General features: G+C 43.0%; 15 protein-coding genes. 9 read left to right on the top strand and 6 right to left on the bottom strand.

What is annotated here, in order from left to right; genetic code table 11:
- Positions 1 to 6 precede the first annotated feature (6 nt).
- Positions 7 to 1,092, top strand: coding sequence for an ABC transporter ATP-binding protein (locus tag P5G61_RS17300; RefSeq protein WP_301247661.1), 1,086 nt, complete (start codon positions 7 to 9; stop codon positions 1,090 to 1,092).
- The gene (locus tag P5G61_RS17295; RefSeq protein WP_301247660.1) at positions 1,085 to 1,747 is read left to right on the top strand and encodes a metallophosphoesterase; all 663 of its coding nucleotides are present in this window, start codon (positions 1,085 to 1,087) and stop codon (positions 1,745 to 1,747) included. The genes P5G61_RS17300 and P5G61_RS17295 overlap by 8 nt, the downstream gene beginning before the upstream one ends.
- An 87-nt stretch (positions 1,748 to 1,834) precedes the next feature.
- On the opposite strand, the gene P5G61_RS17290 is transcribed toward P5G61_RS17295, so the two are convergent.
- The 3 genes from P5G61_RS17290 to P5G61_RS17280 form a co-directional block, all read right to left on the bottom strand.
- Positions 1,835 to 2,161 (bottom strand): cupin domain-containing protein, encoded by a 327-nt coding sequence (locus P5G61_RS17290; RefSeq protein ID WP_079349083.1) that lies wholly within the window; start codon positions 2,159 to 2,161, stop codon positions 1,835 to 1,837.
- Positions 2,162 to 2,269: 108 nt separating this feature from the next.
- Positions 2,270 to 3,097 (bottom strand): helix-turn-helix transcriptional regulator, encoded by an 828-nt coding sequence (locus P5G61_RS17285; protein ID WP_301247659.1) that lies wholly within the window; start codon positions 3,095 to 3,097, stop codon positions 2,270 to 2,272.
- Between the two features lie 180 nt (positions 3,098 to 3,277).
- The gene (locus tag P5G61_RS17280) at positions 3,278 to 3,637 is read right to left on the bottom strand and encodes a MerR family transcriptional regulator (protein WP_301247658.1); all 360 of its coding nucleotides are present in this window, start codon (positions 3,635 to 3,637) and stop codon (positions 3,278 to 3,280) included.
- A 104-nt stretch (positions 3,638 to 3,741) separates the two neighbouring features.
- Here P5G61_RS17280 and P5G61_RS17275 point away from each other — a divergent pair, with 104 nt between their 5' ends.
- Positions 3,742 to 4,452 carry an SDR family NAD(P)-dependent oxidoreductase gene (locus tag P5G61_RS17275; protein ID WP_301247657.1) on the top strand — a complete coding sequence of 237 codons (711 nt, stop codon included), beginning with the start codon at positions 3,742 to 3,744 and terminating at the stop codon, positions 4,450 to 4,452.
- A 201-nt stretch (positions 4,453 to 4,653) separates the two neighbouring features.
- Here the strand turns inward: P5G61_RS17275 and P5G61_RS17270 are convergent, their stop codons facing one another.
- Entirely contained in the window at positions 4,654 to 5,835 is a 1,182-nt protein-coding gene (locus P5G61_RS17270) for a YhgE/Pip domain-containing protein (protein WP_301247811.1), read from the bottom strand.
- 172 nt (positions 5,836 to 6,007) lie between these two features.
- Here P5G61_RS17270 and P5G61_RS17265 point away from each other — a divergent pair, with 172 nt between their 5' ends.
- Positions 6,008 to 6,628 (top strand): TetR/AcrR family transcriptional regulator, encoded by a 621-nt coding sequence (locus P5G61_RS17265; protein WP_301247656.1) that lies wholly within the window; start codon positions 6,008 to 6,010, stop codon positions 6,626 to 6,628.
- A 25-nt stretch (positions 6,629 to 6,653) separates the two neighbouring features.
- Here P5G61_RS17265 and P5G61_RS17260 read toward each other — a convergent pair whose 3' ends face one another.
- A complete protein-coding gene (locus P5G61_RS17260; protein ID WP_024633288.1) occupies positions 6,654 to 7,271 on the bottom strand; it encodes a TetR/AcrR family transcriptional regulator in 618 nt (205 codons plus the stop codon).
- A gap of 179 nt (positions 7,272 to 7,450) precedes the next feature.
- Between P5G61_RS17260 and P5G61_RS17255 the strand changes: the two genes are divergently transcribed.
- The 4 genes from P5G61_RS17255 (at position 7,451) to P5G61_RS17240 (ending at position 10,676) form a co-directional block, all read left to right on the top strand.
- Complete coding sequence (locus P5G61_RS17255) at positions 7,451 to 8,401, top strand: ABC transporter ATP-binding protein (protein ID WP_301247655.1); 951 nt, start codon at positions 7,451 to 7,453, stop codon at positions 8,399 to 8,401.
- Positions 8,382 to 9,284: an ABC transporter ATP-binding protein gene (locus tag P5G61_RS17250; protein WP_301247654.1), complete on the top strand. Its 903-nt coding sequence runs from the start codon at positions 8,382 to 8,384 to the stop codon at positions 9,282 to 9,284. Before P5G61_RS17255 ends, P5G61_RS17250 begins: the two co-directional genes overlap by 20 nt.
- Complete coding sequence (locus tag P5G61_RS17245; RefSeq protein WP_301247653.1) at positions 9,277 to 10,062, top strand: ABC transporter permease; 786 nt, start codon at positions 9,277 to 9,279, stop codon at positions 10,060 to 10,062. The genes P5G61_RS17250 and P5G61_RS17245 overlap by 8 nt, the downstream gene beginning before the upstream one ends.
- Before the next feature lie 98 nt (positions 10,063 to 10,160).
- Positions 10,161 to 10,676: a hypothetical protein gene (locus P5G61_RS17240; RefSeq protein ID WP_285075391.1), complete on the top strand. Its 516-nt coding sequence runs from the start codon at positions 10,161 to 10,163 to the stop codon at positions 10,674 to 10,676.
- Positions 10,677 to 10,770: 94 nt separating this feature from the next.
- Here P5G61_RS17240 and P5G61_RS17235 read toward each other — a convergent pair whose 3' ends face one another.
- Complete coding sequence (locus P5G61_RS17235) at positions 10,771 to 11,712, bottom strand: NADP-dependent oxidoreductase (RefSeq protein ID WP_301247652.1); 942 nt, start codon at positions 11,710 to 11,712, stop codon at positions 10,771 to 10,773.
- Positions 11,713 to 12,105: 393 nt separating this feature from the next.
- Between P5G61_RS17235 and P5G61_RS17230 the strand changes: the two genes are divergently transcribed.
- The gene (locus P5G61_RS17230; protein ID WP_301247651.1) at positions 12,106 to 12,825 is read left to right on the top strand and encodes an HXXEE domain-containing protein; all 720 of its coding nucleotides are present in this window, start codon (positions 12,106 to 12,108) and stop codon (positions 12,823 to 12,825) included.
- Positions 12,826 to 13,106 lie beyond the last annotated feature (281 nt).

Below are 13,106 nucleotides of genomic sequence, written 5' to 3'. Positions count from 1 at the left end.
AACCATATGAATTCAATTCTTAAACTGGATGGGGTGCACAAATCCTTCGATAAACAGGTCGTGCTCAGGCCGCTGTCTTTTACCATGAATCACGGGGAGAGGATCTGCATTCTCGGCCCTTCGGGATGTGGAAAATCCACCTTGCTGCAACTGATTGCTGGACTGCTGAGGGTGGATGGAGGAAGCATTGAAATGGACGGAAAACGAGTGGACAGCCGCCAGCAGTATATCCCTCCTGAAAAGCGTCCCGTAAACATGGTGTTCCAGGATTATGCCCTGTGGCCTCATATGACGATTCGTCAGAATATCGAGTATGGCATGAAGCGGGGAAAAATCGACTCCATTACTCGTAATCAGCGACTGGATCGCCTGCAAGCGATGCTGCAGCTGGACGGGCTGCTGGACCGTCTGCCCTCCCAATGCTCGGGTGGGCAGCAGCAGCGCGCCGGAATGGCGCGAGCACTGGCAACGGAACCATCCATACTACTGATGGACGAGCCGTTATCCAATCTTGATGTGAAGCTGAGGACCGAAATGAGAAGTGAACTGGGCCATCTTTTGTCGGACCTGGAGACCACCGTGCTGTATGTTACCCATGACATGCTGGAGGCTTTTACTTTGGCTGACCGGATTTTGGTGCTGCGTGAAGGGAAAATCGATCAATATGCCGAACCTCAGCAATTATTTACCCGTCCGGCAACACCCTGGGTTGCCCGATTAATGGGTTACCATAACCGGCTTAACGGGATCTATACAATAGGAGCATCATCCGTAATGATTGCAGGCCAGTGTATAGGCGGGAAAATGATGGATCAAGGAGTGGGCGGACATCAAGCGGTAATTATGCTTCATCCGGATCAATTAGCGCTTCGTGCAACAGAAGAGGAAGGAAATCATAATGAGATCAGGGGAACGGTTACACAAACTATTTTTGAAGGCATACATTGGAGAGTAATTATCGTTACAGAGGATAATCAACGTATCCATGCTTTTCATGTTGAACCTCTGGAACCGGGCTCGGCATGCTGGGTTCAATTTTCCCCCGAGCAAACCATGATCTACCGGGGAGGAGCACACACGGAAGATGAGTAGACTACTGGCCGTGTCTGATATACACGGACATGGACATCTTCTGGAGCAGCTGTTGGTTGCTTCAGGTTATAATTCTGAAAGGGACCGCCTCGTTCTTTTGGGAGATTACGTAAATAAGGGGCCGGATTCCTGGGGAACGCTCCAGTTGGTGCATGAGCTGACTAGAAAAGGGGCTGTTGCCTTACAGGGGAATAATGAACGCAAGTGGCTGCGTTCCATGCCGGATTCAATCCCAGCAAGCAACGATGAGATCACATCTGTTCGCCAATTTCTGGATCAAATGCCGTTATGGCATACATGTGATTCTTATTTGTTTGTACACGCTGGCATTCGTCCTGGAATCCCACTGGACCTTCAAACTGCTGAAGATCTGACGGAGATTAGACAACCATTTTTTGAAAGCCCGGTTAATCCTGAGTATACGATTGTATTCGGTCATACCTCGACGTACCGTTTTCTTGTTCCTCCATGGCAAATATGGGTTGGAGCAGGAAAGATGGGAATTGATACAGGTGCGGGTCACGGATATTATGTCAGTCTGATTGATCTTACACATCGGTTACAATGGTACGTTTCTGTCCATTCCCCCTCCATAATCAGATGTACTGTCATCCCCGGCTCTTCCGACCTGGAAGACAAGAGTGTATATTCATAGCTTTCAACTTAAAGCCGTCCGAAACGTATTCCATGGATCTTGCAACTTGATCCATGGAATGTTTTATTTAAATTCAAATCCGAGAAATTATGTAGCCGTGTTTACTTCGCTTCTAGGCTCCATCAACATGATATGACATTCCTTTTCGGAGGAAGGCTTGATTTCGAGTCCTTTTGGGACAATAAACATCTCATCCTTGGAAATTCTCACTTGACCATCACGAAGATCAATGATCATCTCACCTTCGATCACAAAAAATAACTTATCGGTTTCGTGATGAACGTGCCATTCATATTCCCCAGTAATCTTAACGATTTTAAATTGGTAGTCATTCATTTCACCAATTAATTTCGGTGACCAATGATCGTTTAATTTAGATAGTTCTTCACTTAGTTTAATCGCTTGGTAATGGATAGTAATCCCTCCTTGTTTGGTTGACTACAACATCCAGTATGTTGTTTTATTTGGCCTGCCGTAAGTATACTCATTTAATGATTTGTTTAAAATGGATGCCTGTTGAAGTTAGCATGGATTATTGATGAACTTCTGTCGATATTCAGTAGGAGAAAAACCAAAATGTTTCTTGAACACTTTACTAAAATAAAAGGGGTCAGTAATGCCAACAGTTTGTGCAATTTGCTGTACGGGCACATCACTTGTAAATAGCATTTTTTGCGCCATGTTGATGCGGTATTTTAATATATATTCTGCTGGCCCCATGCCTGAATACTTTCTAAATACGTAAGAAAGCCGATTTCGATTAACGTTATATTGTTCTGCGAGCGATGCTATTGTAAGGCCTTGATAATAGTATTCATGAATATAATTAGATACCCGTTCGAATAAACCATGTGATTCACTGCTAATTTGCCTATTCACAACACATATTAAGGCTTCGTTCAGTACATCGCGAAACAGCATCTCGGTCTGAAACATCGAAATGCCTCCACGCTGATTATACACATGCCAAAGTCGCATAATTAATTCGAGAAGACGAGGAGATTGTCCGGTTAATAATTCAAAATGCTGATGAGAAAAACTCGACTCTTCTAGTTCTGAGTTACAGATCCGATATTGAACAAGGATATACTCCCAGTTGGTGTTATCAAACATTTTTTTATCCAGTTTCATTTTCGCTCCCCCGTGCACAACTTTTCCTGGCGAAAGAACATAAGGCATTCCATTAAAGTGAAATTGGATCTTCCCTGTAAGTGGAAAAACAAACCCGGGAAAAGAGCTTGTATAGTCTGCGTGAGGCACCCCTGGATTGGTAGCATATCGATATATTCCTTCTACTTGAAAAGGAATGTGTGCAAAATGCCCTGCTAATTGATTCACATCTATTTTCACATTGCGTACCTCATTTCGATAGTAGTAAGCCGATAAATCTGAAATTAGTCGTTGTACATCCTATGTCCACATTATTGATAACGATTATCACTGTCAACATATCAAAAAACAAAAGGCAGTTGATCAACGTGATCGACTGCCTTTTGTTTGTTCAACGTCTGGTTTATGCTAATGCTTAAATTAATAATTTTCACCACGATAATAGCGCTCCAGTTTGTTATCCAAATGAACAAGCTGTGCCTTTTTCTCCTCAATATCGTCCAGCAGCTTCTGCCTTTGATCCTGAATGAGTTTGGTTCTTTCCGGCAGGGTAGAGGTTCCTTCATTTACTTTATCATGATAGGTTTTGATGTCCTCCACACTCATTCCGGTTTCGCGGAGACATTTGATAAAAACGAGCCAGTTCACATCATCTTCCGAGTACAGACGGTTATTCTGCTCGCTTCGCGCAGCTGGTTTCAACAGTCCCTTTCTCTCGTAAAAGCGGATCGCTCCGATCGCGATCTCGACTTTTTTAGCCACTTCTCCAATCGTTAACATGCTAACCCTCTTTTATCAAAATTTATTGTTGACCTACACTAAGTGTAGCATAGTAACTTAAACATTGTTAAAGATGAAATCAAATCAGAGAAAGAAGGATTCGCATGAAAAAGACCGCTTTTGTAACAGGAGCAAATAAAGGAATAGGATTCGAAGTTGTTAAGCAGTTAGGACAAGCAGGCTGGAAAGTCGTTCTTGGTGCACGCAGTGCCGAACGGGGGGAAGCGGCTGTTTCCGAGTTAACTTCCAAAGGGCTAGACATCGAATTTGTACAAATTGACATGGCTGACTTGAAAAGCATTGAACGGGCAGCCGATAGGATCACCAACAATTATCAGGACTTTACGCTTCTGATTAATAATGCAGGTATGCCAGGTGCTTTCTCCCATTCTTTTACGGATACTAAAGAGGAGAATCTGCGGAACGCCTTCGAAGTCAACTTTTTCGGAACCTTCCGTCTGAATCAGCGTTTGTTCCCGTTAATTAAAGATAATGAAGGCACAATTATCAATGTATCAACCGACATGGCTTCTCTGGATCATATGCAAAACGCTGGATTTGCTTTAAACGCATTCGATTATAATTCATCCAAAACGGCCAACAATGCCATGACCGTTTCGATGGCTTATGAACTCAAAAGCAGCAGGGCTCAAGTATTTGCGGTAACGCCTGGATTCACATCAACAGATCTTAATGGTAATGCTGAAGGCGGCAAAACAAAAGAAGCAGCCGCTGCGATTATCGTGGGGTATGCGACAGATGGCAAACATCATAACGGTGAATTTTTGGATGAGAAGGGCGTATACGCCTGGTAATTCATAGCTTCATAAGCGCGCTATAATCATTGAGAAACAGACGTACTAAGCCGGAGAATCCGCTTAGTACGTCTGTATTTTTTAGAAAGATGAATAGTAAATAATATGATTTTATCCAGTGTCATTTGTGCTTTTCAACAACCTGTACTGATGATTACCACGTTAAAGAGATCAAGTGTCCATTTAATGGAACGACATGCTCTAATTTAAATTATGCTGGTGCTCCTTCGTGCTCTCCTTTTTGAGATGGGGCATGAAAGCAGTGGCTAAAATGACGGCCATACCCGCAAGTCCGATCCAAATCAGAACGGATAACGGTGTATTCCAGGTCAATCCATGACCGAAGAAGAATAACTCCCGTAAACCGTCTACCATATAACGCATTGGAAGCCAAGAGTATACCCAATCTCGGTAAAAGGGGGACAACATCTCTGGAGCTAGAGCAAGCAGCGGCCCGCCAAAGAATAGAAGTAGCGCAAAAATGGAAATTCCGCCAAATCCAACTAGGGAAACCACAGCCGAAATCAAGAGGAAAAAGCTGAAGAAAGATATGGACAGGAACCAGGCCGTATCTGTAAATTGTGGAATTTGCAGCCCGATCATTCCATCAGCGATCCAGGCAAAGCCGAATCCCACCACAACGGCGATGACCGCTCCTGTTACAATCTGTCCTATTTTTAAAGTAAGACGATCTCTTCTTGAACGGGACGGCACTTTTTTTATCGCCATAAAAATAATGGCTGCACTCGCCAGGCTGGACATCCACAGAGGCTGGAACAAAGAAATCGGCGCGTTACCATTAGCGCTGTGTGTACCAATTTCGTTCACATTGGTGACTTTCTTGGTGATAGGATTCACCAAAAGAGATGCCTGTTCTACGGTTAGTGTCGCTCCTTGAGCTTTGAATCCCTCCATCAATTGGGAACGAACCGTGTTATTCATATTATCGACGACTCCGTTTAACATCTGTCCTGCCAATGTGGAGGCCGCCGTGTTCATGCCTTGGTTGATCATAATTTGCACCTCAGGCGAAGAAGGGGCTGTTGTCATGAGGGATGCCTGCTTAGAGCTAAAATCCGCAGGAATAACGAATGCTGCATAATACTCCTTTTGGTCCAGCCCTTTTTGAACTTCCGCCAGGCTGTTTACGTTAACCCATTTTACTACTGGTTCTTCATCCTTCCCTGAGTCTGCTGTTTTTTGTATCATTTCCACGATGTTCTGTCCCATATTCATTTTAGGTTGATTAGGGATCTCAGCTCCCTCATCTTCGTTTACGATTGCAATGGGCAAGTTCTTGGGCTGGGGATGAACCGACGGAAACAACGTCAACGAAAAGACAAAGATGATGACCAAAGCAAGAATGGGCGATATCAGCACCATCTTATTTTTGAAAAGATTCAACAAACTTCACTCCTTATAATGATCATTATGTTGATTAACATTCACATTGTTGATTATAATAACTGCACCAAGAAATACAATAATCACATTTTTATAAAATGGGCATTAATCAACACCATTCAAAAAGGTGTTCAATAAGGAGTGGAGCGAAGTGGATCATCAGGAAGATAAGATGGATCGACGCAAGATCCGAACGAAGAAATTGATTCGTCAGGCCTTGTTGGAATTGACGATGGAAAAGGGGCTTAACAAGATCAGTGTGATGGATCTGGCTGAACGAGCAGAGATTAACAGAGGCACATTTTATCTGCATTATCGTGACGTAGCTGATCTGGTAGACCAATTGAAGCAGGAGATTTTTGAAGGAATCCAGTTGCTGGCGATTGATCTTAATCCGATGGAAGTACGGCCATATGCGGAGCGCGGAGAACCCTATCCTTCTATTCTTAAAATATTGGAATATCTATTGTCGCACGCAGATTACCTGCGCGTCATGCTAGATCCCAAGGGTGATTTGCAGCTCCCCATTCAGCTTAAAGAACTGATGGCGAAGCGCATGATTCAAAAATTCGAATCCCACCTTCCAAGAGAATCGGTTATTCCATGGGATTACTTCTTAGCTTTTACCGCCTCGGCCAATATCGGACTATTAACGCATTGGATGGCCCAAGGCAATGATCTATCGACTCGGGAGGTTGCCTTGATTATGACTCAAATTACAAGCCAGGGACCTTTGGAAACACTGATAAGAGGAATAGGAAGTACAAAGTAGACGGTTTTTCGCTGGATTTTTGCAATCAATTGTTCAGTCCAGCCGCTGTAAAAGGGCCTTTCACGGTAATCGTAGCAAGGATACGGGCCATCTCAGCCGGAGATTCTGTTCCGTCACTATTCAACCATTGCTCAATGACGCCGATATGGGCAGAGGCCAAATAAGCAATTAAATACTCACTCGGAACAAGCAAATTTTCTTGCTTAATTAGAGGAAATTCTTTTCTTACAAACAGTGTATTCCACAAAAAGTCTTTCATCTTGGTTTGGAAAGACTGACCGCCATTGGGACCGGATACCGCTCTCATGAACCTTCTGTTTTGGTCCAGATACTCAAACATGGAAACCATGACATTAAAAGGAACCGTAGCGGGAACGTTTGACTTAAAATCCCCATTCGTATCGGTAACGTTTTGTTTAACAATTTCCCTCATATTGCTCATAAACTCTTCTTGACTTCGTGCCATCAGATCAAATTTGTCCTGATAATGCGAATAAAAGGTTCCGCGATTAATTCTGGCCTTTGTCGTAATGTCCTTCACCGTGATGGCTTCGAATCCTTTTTCCTCAATTAAATCGATTAATGCTTCCCGAATGAGCTCCCTGGTTCGAATAATTCGTAAGTCGTTGCTTGGCTCTCGCATCAATAATTCAGCTCCTTTATGAATAAAATATACACAATCGCAAAAAGTGTTGGATATCCGGCACATCGCATGATTCTGATTATTGTTGATCAGTTACATAGCCATTATAATTAAAAACATCAAGATAAACAACACGTTGTCCGTTTAAAACGTGAATTAGAGAAAGGGTGGATCTGAACATGCCCGTCATTGAGATTGAGCATTTAACAAAGGATTACGGCCATCAGCGCGGGATTTTCGACGTTTCCTTTAGCATTGAAAAAGGGGAAGTGTATGGATTTTTAGGACCAAACGGAGCCGGTAAAACGACGACGATTCGACATATTATGGGCTTTTCCCGTCCGCAGCAGGGAAAAACTCTTGTGAACGGCCTGAACAGTTGGGAACGTGCGGCTGACATTCAAAAGCAACTGGGATATTTACCGGGTGAAATCGCTTTGCCCGAATCTCTTACGGGGACACAGTTCATTCACATGATGGCAGGCTTGCGAGGAATTACGGATATGTCACATACGCAGGCTTTAATGGAGAAGTTCGAGCTGAATCCTGCGGGGAGCTTAAAGCGGATGTCTCTTGGCATGAAAAGAAAGCTGGCCATCGTCACCGCATTCATGCATGATCCAGACGTACTGGTACTGGATGAGCCAACAAGCGGATTAGATCCGATTATGCAAAATTTGTTTATTGAGTTCATTAAGGAACAGAAGGAAAAAGGTAAAACCATTTTGATCTCAAGCCATATTTTTTCCGAAATAGATGCGACTTGTGACAAAATTTCCATCATTAAGGAGGGACGTTTAATCTCGTCCTTTGTAGCGGATGATTTGCGTCGTAGCGAAATCAAGACATTCAAGATGGAATTGCTGACCGCAGAAACATTCAATCGCTTTGAGGATGAGGTAAAAGCACAACAAAACATAGAAGTTGTTTCCTTAACGCCTCACAAACTACAAGTGATATTGCGTATCCATGATCAGAATATCAACACCTTTATTTCCTTCATTTCCGATTATGAAGTGAAGTTTTTCTCCGAAATCAAATTCACCTTAGAGGATTATTTCATGAAGTTTTATGACCGCAACTCGACGGTTACAGGGGAGGCCACACCTAATGTCTTACATCGAAATTAAACATTTGACTAAAAATTATGGAAACGGACAGGGCGTATTTGACCTCAACCTGACGATCGATAAAGGCGAGGTATTTGGCTTTGTTGGTACAAATGGAGCTGGTAAAACAACGACCATTCGGCACATCATGGGCTTTTTGAAGCCTCATAACGGGATTGTAACTATCAATGGAATGAATAGCTGGACGGAATCTGCCGAGATTAAGAAATTAATCGGTTATATTCCTGGTGAGATTGCTTTCCCGGATGCACCGACAGGCACAGAGTTTCTAAGAAGGCAAGCCGAAGTCTTGGGATTAACGGACATGTCTTACGCTGAACGTATCATCAAAAAATTGCAGCTTGATCCAACAGCCAATCTGAAAAGAATGTCTAAGGGAATGAAACAGAAAACGGCGATTGTTGCTGCTTTGATGGCCGATCCTGAAATTTTGATACTAGATGAGCCAACGACAGGGTTAGATCCTCTGATGAGGGCTGAATTCGTAGATATTTTGAAAGAGGAAAAGAAAAAGGGCAAAACGATATTTATGTCCAGCCACATGTTTGAGGAAGTCGAGGATACATGTGACAAAGTAGCTCTAATCAAAGGAGGAAAGCTGATTGCGGTCAAGCGCACCTCCGAGGTAAAGCATAATGAAAACAAAGAGTATAAAATCGAATTTTTAGCCCGTGAAGATTACCAGCACTTTTTATCGGAGCCGTTTCATTTCGTTAAGAAGCGCGATGAACATAATCAAGTGGTGATTCAAATCAACGATGCGGAGATCAACGTGTTATTTGGAACCTTGAAGAGGTACCCGATCAAATTTATGAAAGAGATAAAGTATACGCTTGAAGATTACTTCAAAGGGATTTACGAGGAGGAAAACATCAATGCTTAGCAAACCGATTTTCAAACAAACGCTAAAAGCCAATATCAAATTATGGCTCATTTTTACAATCATTATGACGGCATTACATGTCATTCTCATAGCGGTGTTTGATGCAAGCACCATCTCTGATATGTCGGGCATGGTCAAAGACACCCCACTAGCCAGCCTGTTAGGAGAGGCTACATTTCTGGGCATGATGTCCAAAACCTTCTATGGGATTCAGGGTGTACTTTTGCCCATCGTATTTATTATCATGACCGCTAACAGTCTCATCGCATCACAGGTTGATAGAGGGTCTATGGCCTATCTGCTCTCGACTCCGACCAAGCGGAGTACGGTGGTTCTAACTCAGGCCGTGTACTTGATCACATCACTCATCGTGATGATCCTGATTATCACTTTGGCGGGATATACATCAATCCATGTATTCCAGGGTGATGTGGATATCAATATGACGAATTATTTCATGCTGAACCTCGGTTTGTTCCTTTTAATGTTTGCAACCAGCAGTATTTCATTCTTTTTCTCCTGCGTATTCAATCTCACGAAAAATTCCTTGGCGTGGGGAGCGGGCATTCCAATGGCATTTTTCCTTCTTAAATTGATGGGAGATGTGGATAGCAGTTTGGAAAAATTAAAGTATCTATCGATGAACTCGCTTTTCGACACACATGCCATTTTAAACGGAGGCAATTATACGATTCAGTTTGTCTCACTGGTCGTGGTTGGCATTGTACTTTATTTCCTAGGCATTCGCATCTTTAAAAACAAGGATTTACCATTATAATTATTACTCTCTGACAAACACAGATGTCCTATTCGCACAGGCAAGAAGTCCACTTATCGCGTAAACTGAAGTAAATCAGTGGAGTGAGGTGAAATTCCATGGCTAAAACCAACGAGATACGTCTAAAGGCAAAACGGTATAAGACCCGTCCCGTCTACGTGACTCTTCATAGTGGTGAAACGTACATCGGTTACATCTCTGACGTGAATAACGGAGGCCTGGTGCTTACCGGGGGAGGAACAATATCGCCCAAGGTAACCAAAGAGGGCAGTTCCCGTGCTTCCAAACGAAAGGTCGTTTCACGAAACAAGAGTGGTCGTTCCCAGGACCGGAAACGGGTGAATGGCACACGCAAGCCGTCTACTCGTTCACGCACAGTGTCGCGCGCGCAGGTTTCATCCTTTCTGCCTATGATGGGTTCGCTGTTTGGCGGGCTTGGAGGGGCTTCGGCTGGAGGCATGCTTGGCGGCGGTTTGCGGATGTTCGGTATGATCCAGCAATTCATGCCGGTTGTGAAAATGGGCTACGGCATGATTAAATCCATCCATCCGTTTATGGGTGCCGTCAAAGGTTTGATGGCTCCGCCTAGTCAGGCCGAAGAGCAAGAGAATTAATCCGATATTGCAAAGACAATGGTACAATATGAAAAGCAGTCCATCATCAAAGATGAACTGCTTTTTATATTGTGCAAGTTAACGCATGATTTATTTACTTAATATCTTCAACGAGCAGAAGAACTTTTCCGCGCATTTGCCCCATTTTTTCATGAACGGAAGTCAGGCTGCTTAACGGATGTCTTTCTGTAATATACGGTTTGATGTCACCATCATTTACAAGCTTGGCAATTTGAGACAATTGCTCTGCATTACGTTGCACAGCCATTCTTACTGCTTGAACTCCCAATTCTTTCGCCACGTCTTCATCGGCTGGATTCAGAGCAGTAACAAGGGTGCCGCCTTCTTTGAGTATGTTTAGCAATTTCGTAACTTCCTCGGAAGAAAGGGGGGCGAGATTGAAAATCAGATCCACTTTCTCTGTCACTTTCTCTTCTACAGATTCGTTCTTGTAATCGATGATTTCATCGATACCCAGTTGTTGAAGATCAGAGAAACTGCTCTCCGAAGCTGTACCAATGACGTAAGCACCGCTCCATGTAGCTAACTGAACTGCAAAGGAACCGACACCTCCAGCAGCTGCTGTAATCAATACACGCTGTCCGGATTGCAAATGTCCATTGTGGAATAAACCTTGCCATGCTGTCATCGCTCCACCTGGAATAGCAGCAGCATCCTGAAGACTAATGTTTTTAGGCGCAAGAGCAACATCAACCGCTTTGCTGACTACATATTCTGCGGCAGCACCATTTCTGGACATATCGAGAAAAGCATATACCTCATCGCCTACATTCAGCCCTGTAACCGTTTCGCCAACTTTCTCAATGACACCGGACACGTCCACGTTTGGAGTGAAGGGCAGCTCTAGTGGCAGAAAATCTTTCAACGCACCCATTCGAATCATGGCATCAGCCGGATTGAAGGCTGTTGCTGCTACTTTGATCAACACTTCATCTGCCTGTACTACTGGAATTGGTGCTTCTTCATACTTCAGAACGTCTGCTGCTCCATATTGATGATATCTGACTGCCTTCATTTTAAATGCACCTCTGATTCTATATTGTAATATCCAATGAACAACGTGTTGATCGTCATTCGATCTGATTCTATCTTAAAATACAGGTTGTTCATATTCAATCAACAGTATAATCGCCTGTGTTGAGTGTTTGTTATTCCGGTATAGGGCGATAATGAACATGATCTTTCATCGTGTTGGATTACCATCACAATAGCGGTTTCTGATTGTTGTAGGGTTTATTTTCTAGCTATATAATTTATATGCAGAAAACAAACAACGCGTTGTTTGTTTTCTTGTTAAGTGAGTTCCTGAAGAATGTTAAACATACCTTTGGAAAGAAAAAGGTCAAGTAAAGCTTCACTATTTCATGGTTCACAACTTTTACTCGACTCATTGATGAGGAGGATACAAATGAATAATTTAAGTTGGTTTGATATCGCTTGGCCATTCATTGGAGGCGCTGGAGCACTATTTTTGCTGTTTTTGTTATTTCAGACGAATCGTTTACGCAGTGATATGGCCAAATCGCGTTGGTACGATATCGTTTGGTTATCTTGGCTCGGCGCGGTAGCTTATTTGATTCATAATTTTGAGGAATACGGCATCGATATCTACGGCCAGCTACATGAATTTCCGGAAACGTTTGCTACCATTCTTAACACGGCCAATTCTGTTGGAGGGACGCCACCGAACGCCTTCTTTACAGCCATCAATCTTTCAATTGTATGGGTCGCGGCAGCAATAGCTGCATTATTGAGTCGACTTATCGGTTTAGCTATGTATGGCATTATGTTTGTAAATGCCTTGTCTCATATTGTCCCTGTGCTAACGGGTATAGGTTATACACCTGGGCTTCTGACCTCGATCGTTATCTTCCTGCCGCTTTCAGGATGGTGTGCTTATGCTTGTTTCGGAAGACACAAATTGAGCTATGCAGCAATGTTCACCGTGATTTTCGTATCCATTATTGCGCATATAGTCTTACTTGGATCCGCCATGTTATTTATTAACGGTGTAATCAGTAGCGATGTTGTCGTATTTATTCAAGTGATAAACGGGGGATTGATGTTGTTGATCTCATGGCTTGCAGAAAAGTGGCGCCATGGCAAACTCATTCAAACAAGGGCATAAATGCAAAAAGTGGATTTCCCGAACTGCATTAGCAAAAAAAGCTTAGTGAACAAAAGATGAATCCAAGCTTCATTGCCATTTCAGAGCTCAAACAACAGGTAAGTTAGCGTAATTGACAACGCTTTAAATATTCTCTTATACTGGTACCAACGAAACAGAATATCCACAAGCCTCTATGGGTTATGGCTTTTCTCAAAAAACCACTATTAACGCTACACGATAGCCTTGCTGGCTGTCGTGTGTTTTTTTTGCAATAAGTAGCGATAACTCAGACCAGAAAG

This window comes from Paenibacillus vandeheii (genome assembly GCF_030433635.1).
Lineage (GTDB): Bacteria > Bacillota > Bacilli > Paenibacillales > Paenibacillaceae > Paenibacillus > Paenibacillus vandeheii.
This window is presented reverse-complemented; position numbering and strand designations above follow the sequence as displayed.